Raw genomic sequence first — 22305 nt, forward strand, 5'->3', positions numbered from 1 at the left:
TTTATAGATTTCCGCGTCGTTCTTGCTCTCTTTCAATTGATTCGAATAGAGCTTTAAAGTTTCCTTCTCCGAATCCCCGAGAACCTTTACGCTGAATAATTTCGATAAATAATGTTGGGCGATCTACAATTGGCTTTGTGAAAATTTGTAGCAAGTACCCTTCATCATCACGATCCACAAGAATCTTAAGCTCTTTTAGCTTATCAATTTCTTCATCGATTTTCCCAACGCGTGCTGTTAACTCTTCATAATACGTATCTGGTGTATCTAAAAATTCAACTCCGTTTGAACGAAGCGCTTCAACCGTTTTCACAATATCATTTGTCAACAATGCAAGATGCTGTACACCTGCACCGTTATAAAACTCTAAGTACTCTTGAATTTGTGATTTTCGCTTTCCATCTGCCGGTTCATTAATTGGAAACTTAATACGGCTTCCATTTGTCATAACTTTTGACATTAGCGCGGAATACTCCGTGCTAATATCATCATCATCAAAATGAATCATTTGTTTAAACCCCATAACGTTTTCGTAATAGCTAACCCACTCTTCCATTTTTTCAACGTTACCAACAACATGGTCTACAGCAATTAAACCTGATTCGTCACTCGGAATATCAAAATCAATCTTCTCATAACCAGGCATAAATGTTCCTTTATAATTTTTACGCTCTACTAGCGTATGGATTGTATCGCCATACGTACCGATTACTGCTTTTTTTAATGTTCCTTGTTCATCTGTTAACTCTTCAGGTGGAGCAATCGCAACCGCACCTCGTTTTACAGCCTCTGAGTATGCTTTCTCAACATCATCAACAAGTAAAGCTACGTCTTTCACTCCGTCACCATGGATCTTTACAAATTCTGCAATACGGCTATCACTATTTAAAGTCCCAGACACAACAAAACGCATGTTTTTTTGCACGAGAACATAAGATACTTTTTCACGATTCCCTGTTTCTAATCCCGAATAGGCAACAATTTTAAATCCAAACGCTCTTGCAAGGTAATAACTTGATTGCTTTGCATTTCCTACATAAAATTCTAAATGATCGACATCACGTACCGGAAAGAAATCCTCCATTTGTGCAGCTAACGTATCCATAGATTTTTGTTTCATAAATTCCTCATCCCCCTGTAAATAAATTGAATGTTACATACTTAGAACCATCCGAAAACGCTTCCATCTACCAATAAAAAAATTAGTTAGCAAGCTAACAAATTTCTGACCTTTTAAAGTTTTCTATCTTTTCTGTCAAATTCCTCTTTTTTTCTCCTATATAAAATTCGACTTTTTTCTATTTAAAACAACATAATCAAAGCTGGTAGTATGTCTCTTTATTACCTCAAAAACAAAAAGACCCTAACATATTAAACATCTATAATACGTTAGGGCCTTTATTTTTTTAGGATAATTGTCTTAATAAGATATAGGTAATTCTGTTTCTCTATATTCATTATACTAATACATTTGTAAGGAATACAATGAGCGCTGTTAATGCTGCTGCTCCACTCGCCGATACTAATAAATCCATTTTTGTTACTTGTAATACTTCTTTGTTTTCCATATTCCCCATTCTCCTTTCAGCTTTATTTTGCACTCTTCATTCTGCTCTATTACTTGTACAAAACTTCTATTATACTAATACACTTGAAAGAAATACGATTAATGCTGTTAATACTGTTGCTGCTCCTGCTGATCCTAATAAATCCATTTTTGTTAGTTGTAATACTTCTTTGTTTTCCATGTTTCCCATTCCCCTTTCAGCTTTATTTTGCACTCTTCATTCTGCTCTATTACTTGTACAAAACTTCTATTATACTAATACACTTGAAAGAAATACGATTAATGCTGTTAATACTGTTGCTGCTCCTGCTGATCCTAATAAGTCCATTTTTGTTAATTGTAATACTTCTTTGTTTTCCATGTTTCCCATTCTCCCTTCAATTCATAACTTTATTTTTATTTGGTACTGTCCGTTCTACTGCTTGTACAAGGTTTCTATTATACTAAAACGTTAGAAAAAAGTACGATTAATGCTGTTAATATTGCTGCTCCGCTCGCTGATCCTAATAAGTCCATTTTTGTTAGTTGTAATACTTCTTTGTTTTCCATGTTTCCCATTCTCCCTTCAGTTCATAACTTTTTTTATTTGATACGATCCGTTCTACTGCTTGTACAAAGTTTCTATTATACTAAAACGTTAGAAAGAAGTACGATTAATGCTGTTAATACTGCTGCTCCACCTGCTGATCCTAATAAATCCATTTTTGTTAGTTGTAATACTTGTTCTTTTTTCATATTTACGCTCTCCTTATCAATAGATATTTATATGTAATTTCTAAGAAATGATTAATTCATAGTTTTTATCTTAACGTTACATTAAGTTAACTCGTGTAACGTTTGTAACATTAATGTAACATAAGTTTTTTCATACTGCAATATGAATACGTAGAATTTATTACATTTTTTTTACGATATTATTAATAAATTTTTATAAACCCCTTTATACAGCGGTTTTCAACACATACACACTTGTAACATTAATGTAATATTGGGTTACAAATCGAAATGAAACGTAGTAGAATGAGCACCTTTTCAATTTTGCTCCCTCATCATACTCTTTCGGAATCATTTTAAAGTTTGTCTCATTAACATTTCCATAAAGCCCAAGATAAGTTTATATGTTTCCTCAAGATAACTATGTATAATAAAAAACAAAGAGGTGGTCAGTTTGAAATTAATCGCACTAGATATGGATGGTACACTACTATCATCTAATCTTGAAATCTCCAAGGAAAATTTACAAGCTATTCGTGATGCTAAAGCAGCCGGTCATGTTGTAATGATTTGCTCTGGTCGTGCAAAAGAAGATGCTTTAAAACTATTGGAAGAGTATCAATTATCACTTCCAGTTGGAGCAAGCAATGGGGCAATTGTTTACGTTGATGGAAGAGTAATTAACGCACGTTGTTTACAAAATGCTAAAGTATACAAGCTTGCTAAATTACTAGAATCTGAAGGATTTCCATATAAGTTGTACACAAATAAAGGAGTTTATTCTCCTTATAATTGGAATGAAAAAGTAATGCATGCATTCGAAGAAAATAAGCATGCACTTGATGTCACAATTGAAGAACTGGAACGAATTACAGAGAAGCAAAAAAAATCGAACTTAATTACTGATTTCCAAAAAATCGAAGATGTCGTAAATAATCCAGAGTTAGAAATCTCGAAATTCTTTATTTTGACGTTTGACGCAGAGCATCGCTCACAACTACTACAGTCTTTACAAGAGGATAAAGAAATTATGGTTACAGCATCAGCTCCGACAAATTTAGAAATTATGGACAAGTATGGTCATAAAGGAAATGGATTACAAGAAATGGCGTCTTATTTCAATATTCCAATTCAAGATACGATTGCCATTGGAGACAACTTTAACGATGTACCAATGTTAGAGGTAGCTGGCCTATCTGTTGCTATGGGGAATGCTGAAGAAGATGTAAAGAAATTATGTGATGTTGTTACATTAACAAATGACGAGCATGGTGTTGCTCATGCAATTGAACAGTATGTACTAAAACAACCATCCTCAAGCAAATAAAAAAGGACTCTTTCATATTTGAAAGAGCCCTTTTTCTTTTACACATGATGACAAGCAACGAGATGCCCTTCCCCAACATCACGAAATTCTGGTACAGCTTGCTTACAAATATCCGTTGCAAACGGGCAACGTGTATGAAAGCGGCAGCCTGAAGGTGGATTCGCTGGACTTGGAATATCACCTTGCAAAATAATTCGTTCTCGCTTAACAGTGGGATCAGGAATTGGTACAGCTGATAACAGCGCTTTCGTATATGGATGAAGCGGATTTGCAAACAACTTGTCACGGGGAGCTGTTTCCACGATTGTCCCTAAATACATAATTCCAATTTTTGTACATAAATGTTCGACAACACTTAAATCATGTGAAATAAATAAATAGGATAAACCTTTTTTCTCTTGTAATTCACTGAACAAGTTTATAATTTGTGCTTGAATAGATACATCTAATGCTGCAACAGGTTCATCAGCAACAATAAATTCTGGATTTAATACCATCGCCCTTGCAATAACAATACGCTGGCGTTGTCCTCCCGAAAACTCATGCGGATAACGATCAATATGATATGGTGCTAAACCACATAGTTCTAATACTTCTAACACTTTTTCACGAAAATTCTCTTTCGTAGCTAAGCCATGTGCTAGCATTGGTTCACCAAGTGCTTCTCCAATTCTCATCCGTGGATTCAATGAACTAAACGGGTCTTGGAATACAAGTTGCATATTAGGACGATACTTTCGTAATTCCTCTTTCGATAACGTATGAACATCTTGCCCTTTAAATTTCACTTCACCTTCTGTTTTTTGAACGAGACGAAGAATAGTTTTACCAATTGTCGTTTTTCCACTTCCAGATTCACCTACTAGACCAAACACTTCACCTTTATTAATCGTAAAGCTTACTCCGTCTACTGCTTTTACATGCCCAATCGTTCTACCAAATACGCCGCCCTTAATCGGAAAATGCGTTTTTAAATTCTTCACTTCTAATAAAGGTTCACTCATTGCTCTGCACGCTCCTCATATAACCAGCAAGCTACTTTATGATGATCTTCATGCACTCCAAGGCCTGGCGCCTCATTCTTACATATATCCATGCAACGTTCACAGCGACCACTAAAGTAGCAAAATTCATCTAAACCAACTAAGTTTGGAACTTGCCCCGGAATCGAATAAAGTTTATCTGTTCGTTTCCCCATTACCGGCTTTGATTTTAATAATCCTTTTGTATATGGGTGTTTAGGATTTTGAAATAGCTCCAGTACAGGTGCTTCTTCAATGACTTTGCCACCATACATTACAACAACATAATCTGCCATTTCTGCTACAACACCTAAATCATGTGTAATTAATAAAATAGATGTTTTAAATTCTTCTTTTACCTGTCTTAATAAATCTAGTATTTGTGCCTGAATTGTAACATCTAGTGCTGTTGTGGGCTCATCAGCAATTAGTAATTTAGGGTTACAACTCAGTGCAATCGCAATCATGATCCGTTGCAACATCCCACCGCTTAGCTCATGGGGATACGAATGAACGATTTCATCAGAACGTGCAATACCAACCTTACGAATTAATTCAATAGCTTTTTTATATGCTTCATTTTTACTAAGGAGCTCATGCTCTCTTAACGTCTCAACAATTTGTTCTCCAACAGTAAAAACTGGGTTAAGAGATGTCATTGGTTCTTGAAAAATCATCGCGATATCATTTCCTCTTAAACTTCGGAGTTCTTTCTCTTTCATCCCCAAAAGACTTTGGCCTTCATAAAGAATATCACCACCAACAATGCCGCCAGATTCCGCAATAAGTCCCATAATAGATAAAGCCGTTACACTTTTCCCACAACCTGATTCTCCCACTACACAAACTGTTTCACCTTCTCGTACAGAAAAGCTAACATGATTCACAGCTTTTACTGTACCTTCTTCCGTATGAAAGTGTGTTTGTAAATCTTTTAGTTCTATTACTGCTTTACTCATGATTCCTCACCTACCGCTTCATTTTTGGATCTAATGCATCACGAAGTGCATCACCAAGTAAGTTAATTGATACAACTGTTATAAAAATCGCAAAACCAGGCGGTATCCATAACCATGGACGTTTTTTGAAATCAATTAATGAGTTTGCTGCACTAATCATATTTCCCCATGATGGCGTAGGTGGAACAACCCCAAGACCTAAATAACTTAATGCTGATTCACTTAAAATAGCTCCCGCTACACCTAACGTTGCCACAACAATTAATAAAGGGAATACATTCGGAATTAAATGATGTACAATCTTCCGGTAATCCTTTAATCCTAATACATCAGCAGCTTGCATAAATGATTGTTCACGAAGTGTTAAAATTTGTCCTCGTACCAGACGTGCAAGTCCCGGCCATCCAATCAAACTTAACATGATCATAACAACATAAAGTCGATATTCAGATGGAAGTTTCCATTCTGATAAGATAGCACCCATAATGATAAGTAATGGTAATCCCGGAATAGACATTAACACGTCTGCAATACGCATAATAATATGATCTACAATACCACGATAAAAACCAGAGATAGCTCCTAATAATGCACCGAGTATGACGGATAGTAGCATCGAAGCTAAACCAATTGTTAATGAAATTCGGCCAGCTTGCATTAATCTCGTTAAAATATCTCTTCCCAATTGATCTGTGCCAAGCCAATGTGAAAAGTTTGGTGGTTTATTAATTTGTGTTACTTGAATTGTTCCAGAAACATATGGTGAAAAAAATGGTCCAATAAAACAAAATACAAACATAAAAATCAAAGTATAAAATCCAAATAGTGCTAATTTATTTTTCTTAATTCTAGTAAATGCTTGTCGCCATGGCGAAGTCAAATTTCCTTTTCTCTTTTCTTTCTTCTTTACCGTTACAATAGTCTCCATCTTTCTCCCTCCTTACTTTAATCGAATACGCGGATCGACAATCGCATAAACGATGTCTGCTAAAAAGTTTGCGATAATTGTTAGGCAAGAGAGAAACATTGTAAATGCCATTAATACCGTATAATCCCGAAAACTTAACGCTTCTAATTGAATGGTCCCAATTCCTGGCCAGTTAAAAATTTGTTCAATAATAATTGCACCAGAGAACAATCCCGGCAATTCAAATGCAAGTAATGTGATTGCTGGTAAAATCGCATTTTTTAGTGCATGTTTATAAATAACGGCTTTTTCTTTCAATCCTTTTGCACGTGCAGTACGGATATAATCCTGTCTTACGACCTCAAGCATGCTCGTTCTAAAATAACGAGTCAATGAGCCGACACCAAGGAGTGTTAAAATAAATACCGGTAAAATCATGTGCCTTAGTACTTCCAATATGTACGTAAAACCCGTCGAATTACTTCCTATATCAATCATCCCACCAATCGGTAATAAATGAAGATCAACAGCAAATACTTTAATTAAAAATAGACCGATAAAGAATGATGGGAATGACATCGCTGCAAAAACACCGATTGTTACAAGTGCGTCAAACCATGAATGTTGCTTTGTTGCTGAAATAACACCCACAATAAGTGCAATGATCCAAGTAAAAAATAAAGCTGCAACAGCAACAATAAAGGTATTCCAAATAAATTTATTAAGTAATGATGTAACAGGCTCTTGGTATTGCAGCGAGAAACCAAAATCACCATGTAGCGCATTACCTAGCCAATGAAAGTATCTTTCTATAATAGGTTTATTTAATCCATACAATTCTCTTAATTCCTGTGCACGTTCTGGCGTTAACTTTGGATTCGAATCAACATAATCTCCCGGCAGAAGAGCAAATAAGAAAAAAATAATAATAGATGTACCAAACAAAGTAGGAATCATTTGTAGAAACCTACGAATGAGATATGTTTTCACCTTTTGTCTCCCCAATCATAGTTACTTAAAAATAGAAGAACATTTTTTCAAAACAGCAAGAACTAACAACTGTATGAAAAAACGTCTTCTATTCATTAATTACTTATCTCTATTGTTCAATAGATAAAACAGGTAAGTTTGAACTAATGCTATCGTATTTTTCTGGATTAATTCCTTTTACACGTGCATTGTGTGCTGAAATACTTTTACGGTAATTTAATAAAATGACAGGGGGATCATCGCTTAATTCTTTATATAATTCTTTATAAATAGGTTTTCTTTTTTCAATATCAACTGTTTCAATACCTTTTTTAATTAATTCATCCACTTTGGGGTTACTATAACCCGCTGAATTATCTGGATGCGTAGATTCAAACTCACCTACAGGTTCACTCGGATCAGAAATGATCGATGTTGCAACAGCTGCTAAATCATAATCAAACTTTCCAACTTTCGAAACAAGTGTATTAAAGTCCATGATTTCTGGATTAAATTCCACACCTAACGCCTTATAATTCTCTTTCGCAATTGGTATAAACACCTCTTCTTGCTTTCTTCCACTTGCCGCATAATAACTCAACTTTAATTTCTGCCCATCTTTTTCACGAATACCATCAGATCCAACTTTCCAACCAGCTTCATCTAACAATTTTTTTGCTTTCTCTACATTGTATTCGTATTGATTTATACCCTTATCATCATATGCCCATGATGTTGGTGAAATCGGTATATTCGCAACAGAAGCATTCCCTTGGAAGTATGTATCTACATATTTTTTACGATCTAATCCGTAAATAAGCGCTTGCCGTACTTTTTTATCTTTTAAGTATGGCTTCTTATTATTAAAGTAAACGAATGAGTATGAGCTCACTGTTTCAATATTGAAATTAGCAAAGCCTAAGCTCTTTAATTGTTCAATATTGTCATTATTCGCAGCAAACCCATCATAGTCCGTTTCTCCTGTTTGGAATAACTGGAAATTCGTGTCAGGTGTTGTAATTTTATAAATAAAGTTTTTAACTTTTGGCTTACCAGCATAATAATGTTCATTTGCTACAAATCTTACCTCTTGACCTGGGACATACTTTTCAAATTTATAAGGCCCTGCTGCCATTGGTTTACCATATAAATCTTTTAAATAGTTTAAGCTAGTATTTTGCTTATAATCTTTTCCATAATAAGCCTTAGATAAGACAGGTCCTCCCAAGTTTACTAACGCTTGTGAGTTTACTTTTTCCGTCGTAATTTCAATTGTTTGCGGATTAACAACTTTAATCCCTTCAATCGATGTAGCTTTTCCTTCTTTATAATCTTTTCCACCTTTAATTGCATATTGTAAAATATCTGTACCACCCTCATAAGCCTTATCATGTAGCAATGTTAATGTAAATGCTATATCATCTGCTGTTAACGGTGAGCCATCACTAAATTTTAAATCTTTTCGTAAGTGAAACGTATACTTCAATTGATCAGAAGATACATCCCATTTCTCTGCAAGCTCTGGAACTGGTTTCCCTTGCTTATCTGTTGATACAAGAGACGCAAATATAACTGATGTTACGTTACCGTCCCAACCATTCTCTTGGAAATAAGGTAAGAACACACCACCAGGTTTTGAAATCCCTAAAATAAGTGTATCTTTTCTCTGCTTCGCTTTCTCAGGATTTTTTGATTTATCTGTCGCTGCAACCTTCTCTATTTTTAAATCTTTCACATCCTGCTGTTTCGCCGGCTCTGTCGAAGCCTTATCCTCTTGTCCCCCACAAGCCGATAACACAAGCGAACTACTCAGTAAAACAGAAAACACACCAGCCCATTTTTTTGTCTTTTTCTTCATTGTCCCCACCCTAACTTTTTTTAATAATTACACCTTATGAACTGCTTGCCTTATATATGCCTCCCACAGCAACATTTTATAATCCATCGGAAAAGTCGGTTTTAAATACAAAAAAATAGATGTTTAGAGGGGTAATAACCTTATTCCGACCTTTCCGCTAGACTTTGTGGTTATTAGCTTATATTGTTCGTTATATTTTGTCAATTCTTTCTATTTAAATATTTCAAGATTTTTATAAAAGCTATTGCTGGATTTTTAATTTAGGTAGACTTAACAATATTTCATTATAATTACCTTCCTGTAATCCTTGTATTCTCGCATTATGTGCAGACACAACTTTACTATTATTTTTACTATGCAGAAACGATTAAAAAAAATAATTCTATTATTCAGTGGACGAGCATAGAATGCTAACAAACTACCAAAAAGGGGGGCGAAAATATGGACAAACTATTCCAATATGTTCTGCACTATGTTGCATTAACACTCATGATCGTCGGGGCATTACTACTATTTCCGTTCTTCCCAAGGTTCGTCCTCTTTTTAGCATTTCTCTTTATGCTCGGAATTGCGATTGCTATTTCTATAGGGGAAGACGATACACAAAAAGAAAGCAGAGTTCAGCGGGCGAAGCTGTAGACTCTGCTTTCTTTTTTCAATCATAACGTATTCTTGTTAAACCGATTATAAAGAATACACCAGCAAATAACATAAGTATACCAATATATCCTGCTATATCTGCCAATGTCCCTCCTCTTGCAATCAATTCGGTAAATCCACGCATTGCCCAAGTTTGAGGAACAAAGTTCGCTGCGGTTTGCATCCATTCTGGTTCTATTTCAATTGGCCAATACAGCCCACTAATCATGCAAGTTGAAATAACAACGATATTACCTAAAGCTGACTGCTGCTCCGTTGTTTTCACAATACTTGCTAATAATAGTGCTAAACCAATGACCGCTAACAATAACACTGAGACAAGTATGATTATCCCTAGTAGATTTCCCCACTGTACATCGAACAAAACATTCGTTAATACCATTAAAGTTCCAAATTGAATCCATCCAATTAAAAAGAAGGAAAGTATATATCCCCCAAGTATTTGAGCCTTTGAAACAGGCGTTCCTAATAAACGATACCAAACGCCAAGTTGTCTTGATTTTAAAATTGTTCCTGTCGCACTTAGCATCACAATCATTACAAAAAGAATAGAAAACCCTGCTGCTCGCCCTGTTACGTTATTCAGCTTTTTCTCCCCAGGTACAATGGATTCCTTTTGAAGTGAAACTGGTTCTACCTTTGTATGAATCGTTTCATACATCTTTTCCCAGGACATTCCTCCTTTTTTCTCTGAATCCCTTGCTGCCGCTACTTCTATGTCCATCTTTTTCATTGCACTTTGTAATACTTGTTCTACAGAGGCTCCTCCCGTGAAATCAGCACTTGATTGGAATTTAACCTTCTCTATCTTCCCGTCCGTCATACTCTTTTGAAATTCTTTTGGAATTGTCACAATACCTGAGGACTTCTTATTTTTGATTTTTTGTTTCGCTTCCTCATACGTTACCTTTTCTATAGAAATTAAATCACTTTTCTTTATTTCCTCATAATAGGAGTTGGATAATGTAGATCCATCTTGGTCTACTAAACTAATATTTACTTTCTCGTTTCCACTTCCACCTAAAAGTCCGCCAAAAATGAGTGTGAAAATAATCGGCATTCCGAACATGAGTGTATAGCTTTGTGGCTTAATTAAGATTTGTTTTAACTCTAACCAGCAAAGCGCCCAAACTTTCTTCATGATTTCTCCTCCTATCTCGTACGCAAACGGAAGGTTCCAATGATAACGGAAGCAATACCCGCACTAGATAAACTTAATATAACTGGAAGTAACGCATACCATGATGTACCCGACATAATGTTTAAAAAACTTGTAAGTGCCCATTTATTCGGAGCGATGTTAGCAATTGTTTGAAGAGTATCCGGAAATGCATAGATTGGTAACATAGATCCACCTAATATAGCTAACAACTGAATTCCAATGCCACCCATTAAATCCGCTGTTTTTTCTTCACGAATAAATGCCGCGATGAGCATAGATAAGCCAGAAACACAAATTGCATAAGCAATTCCTACTACTACAATTTGTGAAACATCTTCACCCCAATTCACATGAAATGCGTAATAAGTAGCAACTACAAATACTCCAAATTGAATACAAGCAAATAGTAATGTACCTAAAAATTTACCTAATAATATGGCAAAAGAGCTTGTCGGTGTGCTTGATAATCTTGCTAATGTTTCAGTTCGTTGCTCTGTTATAATAGATTTTGCTCCTACTGTTATGTTATATAGTAAAAACATCACTAACATTGCTGCAGCATAATATTGCATCGCAGTCACTGTTTTTTTGCCGATTGTTCCTTTTTCAATTCCATCCGTATTCGAAGCCGCCACTGCTTGTAAATTAGCACTTACCTCTTTTGCAACCTGTTCTATATTTCCTGGCTGTGCCTTTGCTAAATCTGTTGCGACAGTCTTAGTAGAAACGGCAACTGTTTGCACACGCTCTGAGAAGGAACGAATAAGCGATTCAGCTATTTTTGCTTGTATATCTTTTGATGGATCAGTAATCAATTTGGGTTCTTTTAATTTTCCATCCTTTATATGTTCACTCCACTCGTTTGGAATAATCATTCCAACATCAATTTTCTGTTTTCTTAGCAGATCCTCCAGCTCTTTTTGTGAAGCTACGACCTCTACCTTCACATCATCCTTAATCTCTTTTGAATGCAATACATCTTTTTGAAATATATTTGCAAACTCATCTGTTCCTTCTTGATAATAACCAATCACCGTTTTAGGTAATCCACCACTATCTAATATGTTACTTAGTGCTGATCCTAAAATAGTCGTTAATAGAAGTGGCATAAGTAACATCATCATAAATCCACGCCGATCTATTAAACGAATTTTTAAATCTTTCCATGCAATAATAAAACTTTTCATGAGTTCCTAACCTCCTTAATCACGAAGTGAACGCCCTGTTAGCTGTAAAAAGAGAGCTTCTAAATTTGGCTCTTGTACTTCAAGCTTTAAAATTTGCACATGATTTTCTACTACGATCGAAACAACCGTACCAACAGCTTCTCCAGTCTTCAGTCCAATATCGAGTGTATTCGTATCCTCATCAATGATAATCCGTTCTACAGTGGGAATTTCTTTTACTTTCTGCAGTAACTCCTGGCTATAACGATTCAGTTGTAACTTCACCATAAAGCCATCAGCAAGACGATTACATAACTCCGTTTTCGTTCCTAGTGCAATTACCTTTCCATAATCAACAATTGCAATTCGTTCACATAAATACTCCACTTCTTCCATGTAATGGCTCGTATAAATGACCGTCATACCTTTCTCATTTAATCCTTTTACCGTCTCTAAAATATGATTCCGTGATTGTGGATCAATCCCGACTGTCGGCTCATCCATAATTAATAACTCTGGTTCATGCATAAGTGCCGCACCAATGTTAATTCGGCGTTTCATTCCACCTGAAAATGTTTCAATTTTGTCCTTTGCGCGATCCTGTAAACCAACATATGCTAATACCTCATCTGCTCGTTTCTTTGCAATAGCTCCACTTAAACCATACATTTTCCCCCAAAAGATTAAATTTTCTTTCGCAGATAGCGTAGGATATAAAGCAATATCTTGCGGGACAATACCGATCTTCCTTTTCGCATCTAATGGATATTCTTTTACAGATTTCCCCCCAACTTTTATATCACCGCCATCATATGGAATAAGCCCACAAATCATTGATATCGTCGTCGACTTTCCTGCACCGTTTGGACCAAGCAAACCAAATGTTTCTCCTTTCTTAACTTCAAAAGATACATTCTTTACAACTTCCTTCTTTCCAAACGACTTTGTAATATGATCTACGACTAACATGCCGATTCAGCCCCTTTGCATTAATCTACAATTTCATTGTAAAAAAACATCCTCTTTCTTCCATCACCCTTAAGATAGAAATGCAAAATAAAAAAGCAGCATAATTTGCTGCTTTTTTATTTTTCTCTATGCCAAAAGTCATGTGTATGTTGTAATACCGTATCTTACTGCATATATAGCTGCTTGTGTCCGATCCCTCAGCTCCAGCTTACTGATTAAGTTAGAAACATGATTTTTTACGGTTCCCTCTGTAATAAACAATTTCTCAGCAATTTCTTTATTATTTAATCCAAGGCCTATTTCTCTTAATACATCTATTTCACGCTCTGTTAATTGTTCCACTTGCTTTGGCTGATTTTGCTCTGATATTTCCACTACTTTTGTTCTTTTTAGTTCCTTCACAATTTGCGCTGTTATATCTTGTGGCAATACCGCTCCCCCTGCATGGACCGTTAATATTGCCTGAACAATTGCATCTGTCTCCATATCTTTTAATAAGTAACCGCTCGCTCCTTGCTCTAATGCTTCAAAAATGAGTTCACTATCATTAAATGTCGTCAGCATAAGAACCTTCATATCAGGGAACCTTTCCCTTATTAAGCGAGTCCCTTCAACGCCATTTATACGAGGCATTCGAATATCCATCAAAATAATTTCAGGTTGTAATTGTTCTGCTATTCGAACTACTTCATCCCCATCATTTGCTGTTCCCACCACTTCAAGTTCTGAACGTAAATTTAATAGCATTGCTAAACCATCACGAATAAGTGACTGATCATCAACGATCATAATACGAATCATTTCGTTCCTCCTATTACCCACGTCTTTTCCTTAAGTGGAAACTCAATCTGTAATCGAAAACCCTTCTCTTTTTCACTTTCAAATCGAATGATCCCACCATGTTCTTCTACACGTTCTTTCATATTTATTAAACCAAAACCAGGACTCACTTCATTTACGCCAACACCATTATCCGTAATCGATAGCATAACTTTTTCATCTAAACACAATAAGCTAACTTTACATAAACTAGCTTTTCCATGGCGTTGTGCATTTGTTAATGACTCTTGCATAATACGCAACAAAGTAGGTTGTAATGACAATGGGATTATAATTGGATCTCCCTGTAAATGAAAGGTTACTTGTACTTTGGTTACCTTTGAAAATTCATTTAACATTCCTTTCATATTTTCTATTATGTTCCCTAGATCTCTTTCTTCCTTCAACGCACGAACTGAAGCTCTTACCTCTTGAAGGGATTTTCTAGCTAATTCATGGCATGTATGTAAAACTTCTTCTGTAGCATCTGACTTTTGCTTCCATAAAGCCTCTGCAAGCTGCAATTGAACAAGTAAAGCCGTCATATTATGACCAACTGTGTCATGAATTTCTCGGGCAATATCGTTCCTCTCCCGAACTGTAGTTAGTTCTTCTACTTCTTTCGCATAAAGCTGTAATTGTTCATGCGCTTCTTTTAGAGCTATATGTGATAACGTCAATTTTTCGTATTGATCGTCGACAGTTTGGCGGGCTACTGTCAGTTTTTTAATTAAGTTCCCGGATAAAGCACTGAAGACAACGAACATAAAATTAATAGCATTACTATCAACTTCTATCTTTCCAGTATATTGATACGTATATAGTAAAATAGCAGACCAACATACAAAGAAAAAACTCACAAAAAAATATACAACTGCTTTTCGCCACGTATGAATAAATACTCCTACCGCATCAATCCCAAATATAATTAAATACAAACATGTCTCGGGAAATAAAAAACCTAGTAGTGCTGTAACTACTCCATTTGAGAGGAATACATAAAATTCAAGCCTTCTCCCTTGATGTGGTTGTATAAGTAAAACATGATTTATAACGTACATTAAACATGCAATACCAACAAATATTTGTAACCCTACTGTTTCACGTGAAACATGATTTATATATACCATGCAAATCATAACAATCGTAATGAGACGCGCATACCTTAACATAAAATTCTCCTCGCGTTTTTGAACTATTGTTTTAAATCATACCAACATGTAAAAAATCATTTTCACAATATAACATAAAGAAAATTATACCATTTCCATCTCGCGTTAACGGATATTAATAGAAAAACAAGTCACCCCCACATCTCCTAAGAGGATGACTTGTTTTTCTTTCATCTATTCCATCATACTATCTAATCGATTATATAATTCCGCCCGTAATCGTTCTTTTTCTGTTTTTTCTTTATATAACCGTTCTAACTTTTCAACATTGCTTGTTTCTTCCATTGTGCACTCCAGCGCATATATATCTTCTTCTATATACATAAGCTTATCTTCAATTTCTTCTATACCAATAGATTCCTTCTTTTTTACATTCATTACTTTAATTTTTGGAACCTCTTGTTGTTTCACTTCTTCTTTCTCTATTCTCTCTGCCCATTTCTGACGTGCCCATGCATAGTTCCCCGCAAATTCAAACAATGTATGTTCATCGATCCAATATGTTTTTTCAAACAATTTATTTAAAAAGTAACGGTCGTGTGAAACAGCAAGAATGGTTCCATTATATTGTTCGAGAGCTTCTTCCAGCACTTCCCTTGATTCGATATCAAGATGGTTTGTGGGCTCATCTAGCACAAGGAGGTTTACATCTTGATACATAAGCTGTGCCAAACGTAATCTCATCCGTTCACCACCGCTAAGCTGATTGACCTTTTTAAAAACGGCTGGACCATAAAATAAAAAGCGAGCTAATATATGGCGAGCTTCTCCTTCAGTTACAGCTACATGCTCCCGGAATGCTTCCAATACATTGGTTTTTACGTTTCCATAAGCATGCTGCGATAAATAACCGATTTTCACACTACTACCGATTCTGATCTCCCCAACATCTGGTTTCATTTCTTCTAATAGCAATTTTAATAATGTTGTTTTTCCTGTACCGTTACGTCCAACAATAGCTGCACGCTCTTGAAAACGCACATGTAAATTTGCTCCCTCAAATAAAATACGCCCAGCAAAATTTTTGCCAACTTCCTTCATTACAATAACATCTTTTCCGCTTCTCTCTTGTCCTTCAAACTGAAGCCCCATTTGTTTTCTTTCTAAAATTGGCTTCTTTAACTTTTCCATCCGTTCTAACGCGCGTTCCATATTTCTAGCACGTTTATGCAGTCCTTCATTCGGAGGATTCGCTTGATTCGCCCATTCCCTTAAACGTTTAATTGCTTCTTTCATTTTCTTTATTTTCTTTTGCTGTTCTTGATAAGATTGGAACTCTTGGAGTAATCTTTCTTCCTTCTCCTTCACAAACTGTGAGTAGTTCGTATGATATACATGAATTTCTCCGTCTTCCAAGTCAAAAATTTTCGTAACGACTTCATCAAGAAAATAACGATCATGTGAGATCACAACAACTGTTCCTGTATACTCTTTCAAAAATTGTTCGAGCCATTCTACTGCAAATAAATCTAAATGGTTCGTCGGTTCATCTAACAGTAGTAAATCTGGTTTCTTGAGCAGCATATAAGCAAGACTTACTTTCGTCTGCTCCCCGCCGCTCAGTTCAGCAAAAATTCGAGAAAATAGCTCCGTTATTTGTAAACCATTTGCTACTTTCATGATGTTCGCTTCTATTTCATAACCACCTAAAAACGAAAATTGTTCTTGCACTGCGCCATACTTCTCCATTAACCTCTCTAAACTAGTTGGATCGTGTTCCTCCGCCATACTTTTCTCTAAATTTCGCATGTTTCTTTCTAATTCTTTCTCTTTTACAAAGGCAGCGCTCAATACATCATATACATTTGTTTCACCAGCAAACTTCGGAATTTGTGCTACATGACCAACACGTGTCCCTTTTTTCATATGAATTGCTCCAGCATCTACATTCTCTATTCCTGTTAATAGCTGAAAAATTGTGGTTTTCCCGCTACCGTTTCTGCCAACTAATCCAATGCGTTCACCATTTTTTATTTCAAGCGATATATTTTCAAATATGATGTTTCCACCAAAAGATTTCGTTACATTGTTTACACTACAAATTGTCATTTTCCGTACTCCTTTCAACGTAAAAAAACATAGGGAAAGAAACTTTCCCCATGGTTTTTGGCATAGAAAAAGGAAGCCAAATAGCTCCCTTTTCACACGTTTTATAAAATGGGTGAAGAGATTTCTATCGTTCAATAACTGCTATGCAATTGCTAAAAAAGGGCATACGTATCCCGTTAGCAATCACATCATGAAAAATCGCACGACAAAAATAGATAAAATCTAAAAATTTTGCGCGTGCAGCTAAAGAACGTTTCATCTCATTCACTCCTTTCATACGGAATTTAATACTTACTCCTTTATTATACTTCCCCATTTGATGTTTGAATAGTCATTTTTCTGAAAATAATGAATATAGACTAAACATTTCAACAAATTACATCCAATCTTACACAACTGTTATGTTCACGTAATGGAAAGCAATAGTACGAAATCGTGCCTCCTTATACAATAAAGATGTAAGCAAGAGGTAAACAAAAAGAGGAAACAGTCCTGATGAAAGAAATCGTAAAAGCAGTCTTCGAGGTGTTAGTAAACGGACAAGCAGTTGTAATAGAACTAAACCGACTATAAAAGGAGGAATAAAAATGATGAACATGGTAAAAATGATTCTCCACGCTTTAATTGATGCAAAAGCAGTTAGCCAAGAATTAAATGAACAATAAAAAGGGGAAAATGAATATGAAGAAAGCCATCTTTGCAATTGTAGGTACATTCTTTGCCTTACATGCACTGAAAAATAGAAAAAAGAAACAAAATGAAAATACTCTATATTATCCATACACATTATTACAAAAAAAATAAAAGACAAGATACCCAAGTACAATTAGGATATCTTGTCTTTTGTTTTTTCTATTAAAAATTGTTATTCTACAATCTTTTTATAATATGTATGATGCTTCATTAATTCATCGTGTATACCAATTCCTGTAATACTGCCATTCTCTATTACAAAAATGGTATCTGCTTGTACTACCGTTGATAAACGATGTGCAATAACAAATGTCGTTCTACTTGGAAATATTTTTTTGGTGGATTAGCAGTCCGCCATATATCCAAAAATGATACACTCTTTTGCTCTTCCATCTTCTATCTCCTTCTTTTACCATTTCCTCCTTTTCCACTATACAGGATTTTCCTTTCCCTTTCACGAATATAGTAGACGGGAATTTCACATATATTTTTAAAGGGGTATATACGAATGGATACACAACAACTTTATTTTTTAAATGACATTGGAAAACAAAAGCCAGAAAGTATTCGCAATAAAAGCACCGCTTGTCCTTTTTGCGATAGAGAAAATCTCACTGATATTTTAGAAACTGAAGACTCCATTATTTGGTTGGAAAATAAATTTCCAACATTAAAAGATACCTTTCAAACTGTTCTAATAGAAACCGGTAATTGTCATGATCATATTGCAACCTACACACCTGAACATATGCAAAAGCTACTGCATTTTTCTATAAAGCATTGGTTAGCTTTAGAAAAGAGCAACGAATTTACTTCTGTTATTTTATATAAAAATCACGGTCCATTTTCAGGCGGAAGTTTGCATCATGCACATATGCAAATTATCGGAATGAAATATGTAAACTACCTAGAAAACATAGTACCTGAAAACTTTCAAGGCGTTACCGTAAAAAAGGATGAACAAATTGAACTTAATATTTCTACACGGCCAATTATCGGTTTTACCGAATTTAACATTGTCATCGAAGACATAAAAACCATCGACACCATGGCACATTATATTCAGCAAACTGTGCGTTACATACTAACGGGCTTTCATAAAGGTTGTAGCAGCTATAATTTATTCTTCTATCACCTTGATGAAAAAATTATTTGTAAGGTTGTTCCTCGTTTTGTTGTTTCACCATTATATGTCGGGTATAAAATCCCTCAAGTTTCTACAAAGTTGGAAGATGTAAAACAGCAACTTGAACGATATTTTACAAATGAAATGGAACTTTTTATAGACAAATAGAGTAGGTGTCAGATCACCTACTCTTTTACTACTCCTTTATTTCGATAATATACGTTCTTTAGCCCTTCGTTATACTTCATATTTTGATCCGTCCACTCAGGCCCTAAATTACCTGGCCAACCAGATGTATTTGCTATATATTTTAGTAACGCTAAATCTGTTAAACCTTTTTGCACACCTCTTTTATACCCTTTCATTAAATGAGGCATCGCAATTTGGGCATTTGTCCGCGGGTCCTTCAATTGCTCGTCCGTTAAGTGATCAGGAGCAAGTCCCCCACCTCGGTGTAACTGAAACAATCCAAAAGAAGTGCCATTGTCTCCAACACTTCGTGGGTTCAAACGACTTTCATGCTCGGCAATTGTAAGAGGTATCCATTCTGGAAGATTTACTTTCTTTGCTTCTTCAGTAATAATTTGTTTCATCTGTTTTGCTTCCTCTGAGTCAACATAACTTGTTTGATTCATCAATCTTTCCATTCCTTCAGACTCTCCTTGGAAATACAAATACATTCCAAGAACAACTAAAAATCCTACAAAGAATTTTTTCACTACCTCTACCTCTTTCTCCGCTGAAATTTGTCCCCTTTCAGCCCTTCCTTACAATTACCTGCAATCTATCACCCTGTTACTCTTAAATGATATCAAACGAAGCTCTATCTTAACATCGTGCTTTAGACTGATTTTCTGAAAATCAATAGTAAAATATTATAAAAAATGTAACATCCCTATCCCACTTCTTATGTGTGTAATTTTTACCAATATCTATTTTAAATGCTTCCTACCTTTTTTGTATATAATTGTAAATTGAGTTCTACACAAAGAATAGGAGACTACCTACATGAAAAGTCAAAAACTAAAGACATTTCCCCCCATAAAACCGAAACGTATTTTGATATATTTGCTCTGCAACCTTCTCTATAGAAATATTTTTTATCAAGCTAATTTCTTTTAACACACCCTCAATCATACCCGGATGCGTCATAATATTTTCTTGAAATTTCCAGGGTCCATCTGTTTCCACCATCATATATTCTAGCGGATAAAACGAAACGATTTTTCTAATTTTCTCCTTCTTCATAACATCTGGCGTAATTGAAATAAAGTAGCCATTTTGAATCATCCGCTCCATCGTTTCTTTACTCCCCTTAAACCAATGAAAATGCGCACGTGATATCTCATACTGTTTCAGTAAATCACATACAATATCAGCGTCTTCATAGACTGCATGTAAAACAATCGGTAAATTGAACCTTTTTGCAAGCATTATAAATCTCTCTAATACTTTTATATAAGGGTCTAATACGATATCTTTCTTTTCTTGCCTTAAATAATATGGCAGACCAATCTCACCTATGGCAACAAGCCATTCTTCATTTGCCTCAATTAACTTATAAATTTGTTCACATTCTTTTTGGTTAATCGGCTGTTCTGGATGAAAACCAAGTGCCGGATGTACAAATGGATGTTGTCTTGCTAAAGATAATGTTTGTTGACAAGAATGATAGTTCATTGATACCGCAATCAGTCCATCAATCTCAGTACTTCTTTTTACATCATCAATTAGTTTCATTTGCTCTTTATTCTTATATTGGTCCAAATGTATATGACTATCAATCCACTTCATCCTATCACCTCTTACATCTATTTTAATACGCCGCTTCAGATTAAGGGCAATAAAAAACAAGAAGGAATCTCCTTCTTGTTCTTTCATCTATATTATTTAACAATTAAATTTGTAATTATGTCAAAAAGTCCAACACATACGACAGCAACAGTAAAGTAGCTACAGAAATCTTTTATCGGAAACTTAACTACTTCTTTTTTTTGCATCCCATTCTTCTCCCTTCTGATTACCTTCCCTAATTTTTTATCTTTTTTTATTATGCAGAAAATATGACAAATAAGCTATCGAATTAACTTACGAAAACCTTACAATATTGTAAGGTTTAAAAAAATAGCCTCATCTCATAAAGAGATAATGGCTATGCAATAGTTGGTTTTAAAACATTCATCACTATTTCAGACAGCAAGTTGTATGTTCAAACTTCCTACTTGTATTGTAATAGAATTCACAAATGACAACTATCTAATTAACTTACATGTACCTTACAATGTTGTCATGAACAATATTACTTTTAGCAAATTAGATGCAATCGGACTTGCTAGCAGTGTGGCTCTTCTTACGGATTTCATTTCTGCTGCTACAGTTATCCTAGTATAAACTTATGTCCGCTTTCTTGTTATACAGCTAAAATCCCCTAAATTCCATACTCTCTGTCTTGTTAAAACTTATTTTATATAGTAAACGTATATTTAAATACTAACACCGAAAAATTTCTTCTTTAAATGATTTATATGTAATAAAAAACACTGTAACATACTCAGTATGTTACAGTGTTTTACAATATTTTATCTTGTCGCCAATAGCTTACTTCTCGCCTGCACAGGAATATTTTGGACCTCAATCTCTACCAATGATTCACCGTAACGTCCTTTTGCGGTAATTTTCAATGACTCACTTCGTTTTAACATGTGCTTCACTGTTTTCTTTATCGTCTGTGCCCTACCTTTTTCATCATATGCAACAAACTCATATTCATACCATTCATCACCAATATGTTGACCGACATCATTCACAATCGTGTAATATTCTTTTGTTTTACAAAATGGATTATATTTATCAATTACTGGTCCCAGTTTTGTTGGTAGTAGTAAGATAATAACAGCTACCAGCGCAATTCCAGTAATAATTACTCGCTTTTTCACTCTTCCCCACTCCAAGGTAAATTCCTCCTCCACACAATATGTGTAGTTTTCTATAAACTTATTTTAAAGAGAAGGACTTAATCCCGCCATTGAATCCCATTACATTTCCCTTACATTTTTGTAAGAATTCGAATGAAATTTTATATGATTTTTAACAATTTGTGAACCCTCCAAAACTGTGATAAACATCACACCCTCTACTTTCCAAAGATTCTATAATACGAGTATAC

Annotated in this window: 26 protein-coding genes and 1 pseudogene; 5 read left to right on the forward strand and 22 right to left on the reverse strand. The window is 35.1% G+C overall.

Features of this window, described 5'->3' with window-relative positions; genetic code table 11:
* Position 1: 1 nt before the first annotated feature.
* From hppD to C564_RS0123975, 6 genes are all read right to left on the reverse strand, one after another.
* Entirely contained in the window at positions 2–1120 is a 1119-nt protein-coding gene (hppD, locus tag C564_RS0123950) for a 4-hydroxyphenylpyruvate dioxygenase (protein WP_003205593.1), read from the reverse strand.
* A 337-nt stretch (positions 1121–1457) separates the two neighbouring features.
* Entirely contained in the window at positions 1458–1568 is a 111-nt protein-coding gene (locus tag C564_RS0123955) for a DUF3948 family protein (protein WP_018767134.1), read from the reverse strand.
* A 69-nt stretch (positions 1569–1637) separates the two neighbouring features.
* Positions 1638–1748, reverse strand: coding sequence for a DUF3948 family protein (locus C564_RS0123960; RefSeq protein WP_016117022.1), 111 nt, complete (start codon positions 1746–1748; stop codon positions 1638–1640).
* 69 nt (positions 1749–1817) lie between these two features.
* Positions 1818–1928 (reverse strand): DUF3948 family protein, encoded by a 111-nt coding sequence (locus C564_RS0123965; RefSeq protein ID WP_016117022.1) that lies wholly within the window; start codon positions 1926–1928, stop codon positions 1818–1820.
* A 77-nt stretch (positions 1929–2005) separates the two neighbouring features.
* Complete coding sequence (locus C564_RS0123970) at positions 2006–2116, reverse strand: DUF3948 family protein (protein ID WP_018767135.1); 111 nt, start codon at positions 2114–2116, stop codon at positions 2006–2008.
* A 75-nt stretch (positions 2117–2191) separates the two neighbouring features.
* Positions 2192–2302: a DUF3948 family protein gene (locus tag C564_RS0123975; protein ID WP_016117020.1), complete on the reverse strand. Its 111-nt coding sequence runs from the start codon at positions 2300–2302 to the stop codon at positions 2192–2194.
* Between the two features lie 433 nt (positions 2303–2735).
* On the opposite strand from C564_RS0123975, the gene C564_RS0123980 reads away from it, so the two are divergent.
* Positions 2736–3608 carry a Cof-type HAD-IIB family hydrolase gene (locus tag C564_RS0123980; protein ID WP_018767136.1) on the forward strand — a complete coding sequence of 291 codons (873 nt, stop codon included), beginning with the start codon at positions 2736–2738 and terminating at the stop codon, positions 3606–3608.
* 38 nt (positions 3609–3646) lie between these two features.
* Here C564_RS0123980 and C564_RS0123985 read toward each other — a convergent pair whose 3' ends face one another.
* The 6 genes and pseudogenes from C564_RS0123985 to C564_RS35335 all read right to left on the reverse strand — a co-directional run.
* On the reverse strand, positions 3647–4612 hold the full coding sequence (locus C564_RS0123985) for an ABC transporter ATP-binding protein (protein WP_018767137.1): 966 nt from the start codon (positions 4610–4612) through the stop codon (positions 3647–3649).
* Entirely contained in the window at positions 4609–5589 is a 981-nt protein-coding gene (locus C564_RS0123990; protein ID WP_018767138.1) for an ABC transporter ATP-binding protein, read from the reverse strand. Before C564_RS0123990 ends, C564_RS0123985 begins: the two co-directional genes overlap by 4 nt.
* A gap of 10 nt (positions 5590–5599) precedes the next feature.
* Positions 5600–6517 carry an oligopeptide ABC transporter permease gene (gene opp4C, locus C564_RS0123995; RefSeq protein WP_018767139.1) on the reverse strand — a complete coding sequence of 306 codons (918 nt, stop codon included), beginning with the start codon at positions 6515–6517 and terminating at the stop codon, positions 5600–5602.
* 12 nt (positions 6518–6529) lie between these two features.
* A complete protein-coding gene (locus C564_RS0124000) occupies positions 6530–7486 on the reverse strand; it encodes an ABC transporter permease (RefSeq protein ID WP_018767140.1) in 957 nt (318 codons plus the stop codon).
* Between the two features lie 109 nt (positions 7487–7595).
* Positions 7596–9323, reverse strand: a complete 1728-nt coding sequence (locus tag C564_RS0124005; protein WP_018767141.1) for an ABC transporter substrate-binding protein — start codon at positions 9321–9323, stop codon at positions 7596–7598.
* Positions 9324–9564: 241 nt separating this feature from the next.
* Positions 9565–9672: pseudogene (locus C564_RS35335) on the reverse strand (oligopeptide-binding protein oppA); the annotation flags it as partial.
* A 92-nt stretch (positions 9673–9764) separates the two neighbouring features.
* Here C564_RS35335 and C564_RS0124010 point away from each other — a divergent pair.
* A complete protein-coding gene (locus C564_RS0124010; RefSeq protein WP_018767142.1) occupies positions 9765–9962 on the forward strand; it encodes a hypothetical protein in 198 nt (65 codons plus the stop codon).
* Positions 9963–9978: 16 nt separating this feature from the next.
* Here the strand turns inward: C564_RS0124010 and C564_RS0124015 are convergent, their stop codons facing one another.
* The 7 genes from C564_RS0124015 to C564_RS36950 form a co-directional block, all read right to left on the reverse strand.
* Complete coding sequence (locus C564_RS0124015) at positions 9979–11124, reverse strand: ABC transporter permease (RefSeq protein ID WP_003205582.1); 1146 nt, start codon at positions 11122–11124, stop codon at positions 9979–9981.
* Between the two features lie 11 nt (positions 11125–11135).
* Entirely contained in the window at positions 11136–12332 is a 1197-nt protein-coding gene (locus C564_RS0124020) for an ABC transporter permease (protein ID WP_018767143.1), read from the reverse strand.
* Between the two features lie 15 nt (positions 12333–12347).
* Positions 12348–13280, reverse strand: coding sequence for an ABC transporter ATP-binding protein (locus C564_RS0124025; RefSeq protein ID WP_003194457.1), 933 nt, complete (start codon positions 13278–13280; stop codon positions 12348–12350).
* A 138-nt stretch (positions 13281–13418) separates the two neighbouring features.
* Positions 13419–14081, reverse strand: a complete 663-nt coding sequence (locus C564_RS0124030) for a response regulator (protein WP_018767144.1) — start codon at positions 14079–14081, stop codon at positions 13419–13421.
* Positions 14078–15271 carry a sensor histidine kinase gene (locus C564_RS0124035; RefSeq protein ID WP_003194461.1) on the reverse strand — a complete coding sequence of 398 codons (1194 nt, stop codon included), beginning with the start codon at positions 15269–15271 and terminating at the stop codon, positions 14078–14080. The genes C564_RS0124030 and C564_RS0124035 overlap by 4 nt, the downstream gene beginning before the upstream one ends.
* Before the next feature lie 174 nt (positions 15272–15445).
* Entirely contained in the window at positions 15446–17320 is a 1875-nt protein-coding gene (gene abc-f, locus C564_RS0124040; protein ID WP_018767145.1) for a ribosomal protection-like ABC-F family protein, read from the reverse strand.
* Between the two features lie 124 nt (positions 17321–17444).
* A complete protein-coding gene (locus tag C564_RS36950) occupies positions 17445–17579 on the reverse strand; it encodes an RAxF-45 family protein (RefSeq protein WP_018767146.1) in 135 nt (44 codons plus the stop codon).
* A 416-nt stretch (positions 17580–17995) separates the two neighbouring features.
* On the opposite strand from C564_RS36950, the gene C564_RS0124050 reads away from it, so the two are divergent.
* On the forward strand, positions 17996–18124 hold the full coding sequence (locus C564_RS0124050; RefSeq protein ID WP_026008686.1) for a hypothetical protein: 129 nt from the start codon (positions 17996–17998) through the stop codon (positions 18122–18124).
* A 397-nt stretch (positions 18125–18521) separates the two neighbouring features.
* The gene (locus tag C564_RS0124060; RefSeq protein WP_018767149.1) at positions 18522–19307 is read left to right on the forward strand and encodes a DUF4931 domain-containing protein; all 786 of its coding nucleotides are present in this window, start codon (positions 18522–18524) and stop codon (positions 19305–19307) included.
* Positions 19308–19324: 17 nt separating this feature from the next.
* Here C564_RS0124060 and C564_RS0124065 read toward each other — a convergent pair whose 3' ends face one another.
* Together C564_RS0124065 and C564_RS0124070 are read right to left on the reverse strand one after the other, a co-directional pair.
* Positions 19325–19858: a transglycosylase SLT domain-containing protein gene (locus C564_RS0124065; protein ID WP_003205568.1), complete on the reverse strand. Its 534-nt coding sequence runs from the start codon at positions 19856–19858 to the stop codon at positions 19325–19327.
* Between the two features lie 304 nt (positions 19859–20162).
* On the reverse strand, positions 20163–20933 hold the full coding sequence (locus C564_RS0124070) for a TatD family hydrolase (protein WP_018767150.1): 771 nt from the start codon (positions 20931–20933) through the stop codon (positions 20163–20165).
* 411 nt (positions 20934–21344) lie between these two features.
* Here C564_RS0124070 and C564_RS37745 point away from each other — a divergent pair, with 411 nt between their 5' ends.
* A complete protein-coding gene (locus tag C564_RS37745; protein WP_231382355.1) occupies positions 21345–21530 on the forward strand; it encodes a hypothetical protein in 186 nt (61 codons plus the stop codon).
* 188 nt (positions 21531–21718) lie between these two features.
* Here the strand turns inward: C564_RS37745 and C564_RS0124080 are convergent, their stop codons facing one another.
* On the reverse strand, positions 21719–22075 hold the full coding sequence (locus C564_RS0124080) for a YxeA family protein (protein WP_026008687.1): 357 nt from the start codon (positions 22073–22075) through the stop codon (positions 21719–21721).
* Positions 22076–22305: the final 230 nt, after the last annotated feature.

The organism is Bacillus sp. 105MF, assembly GCF_000374885.1.
GTDB lineage: Bacteria > Bacillota > Bacilli > Bacillales > Bacillaceae_G > Bacillus_A > Bacillus_A pseudomycoides.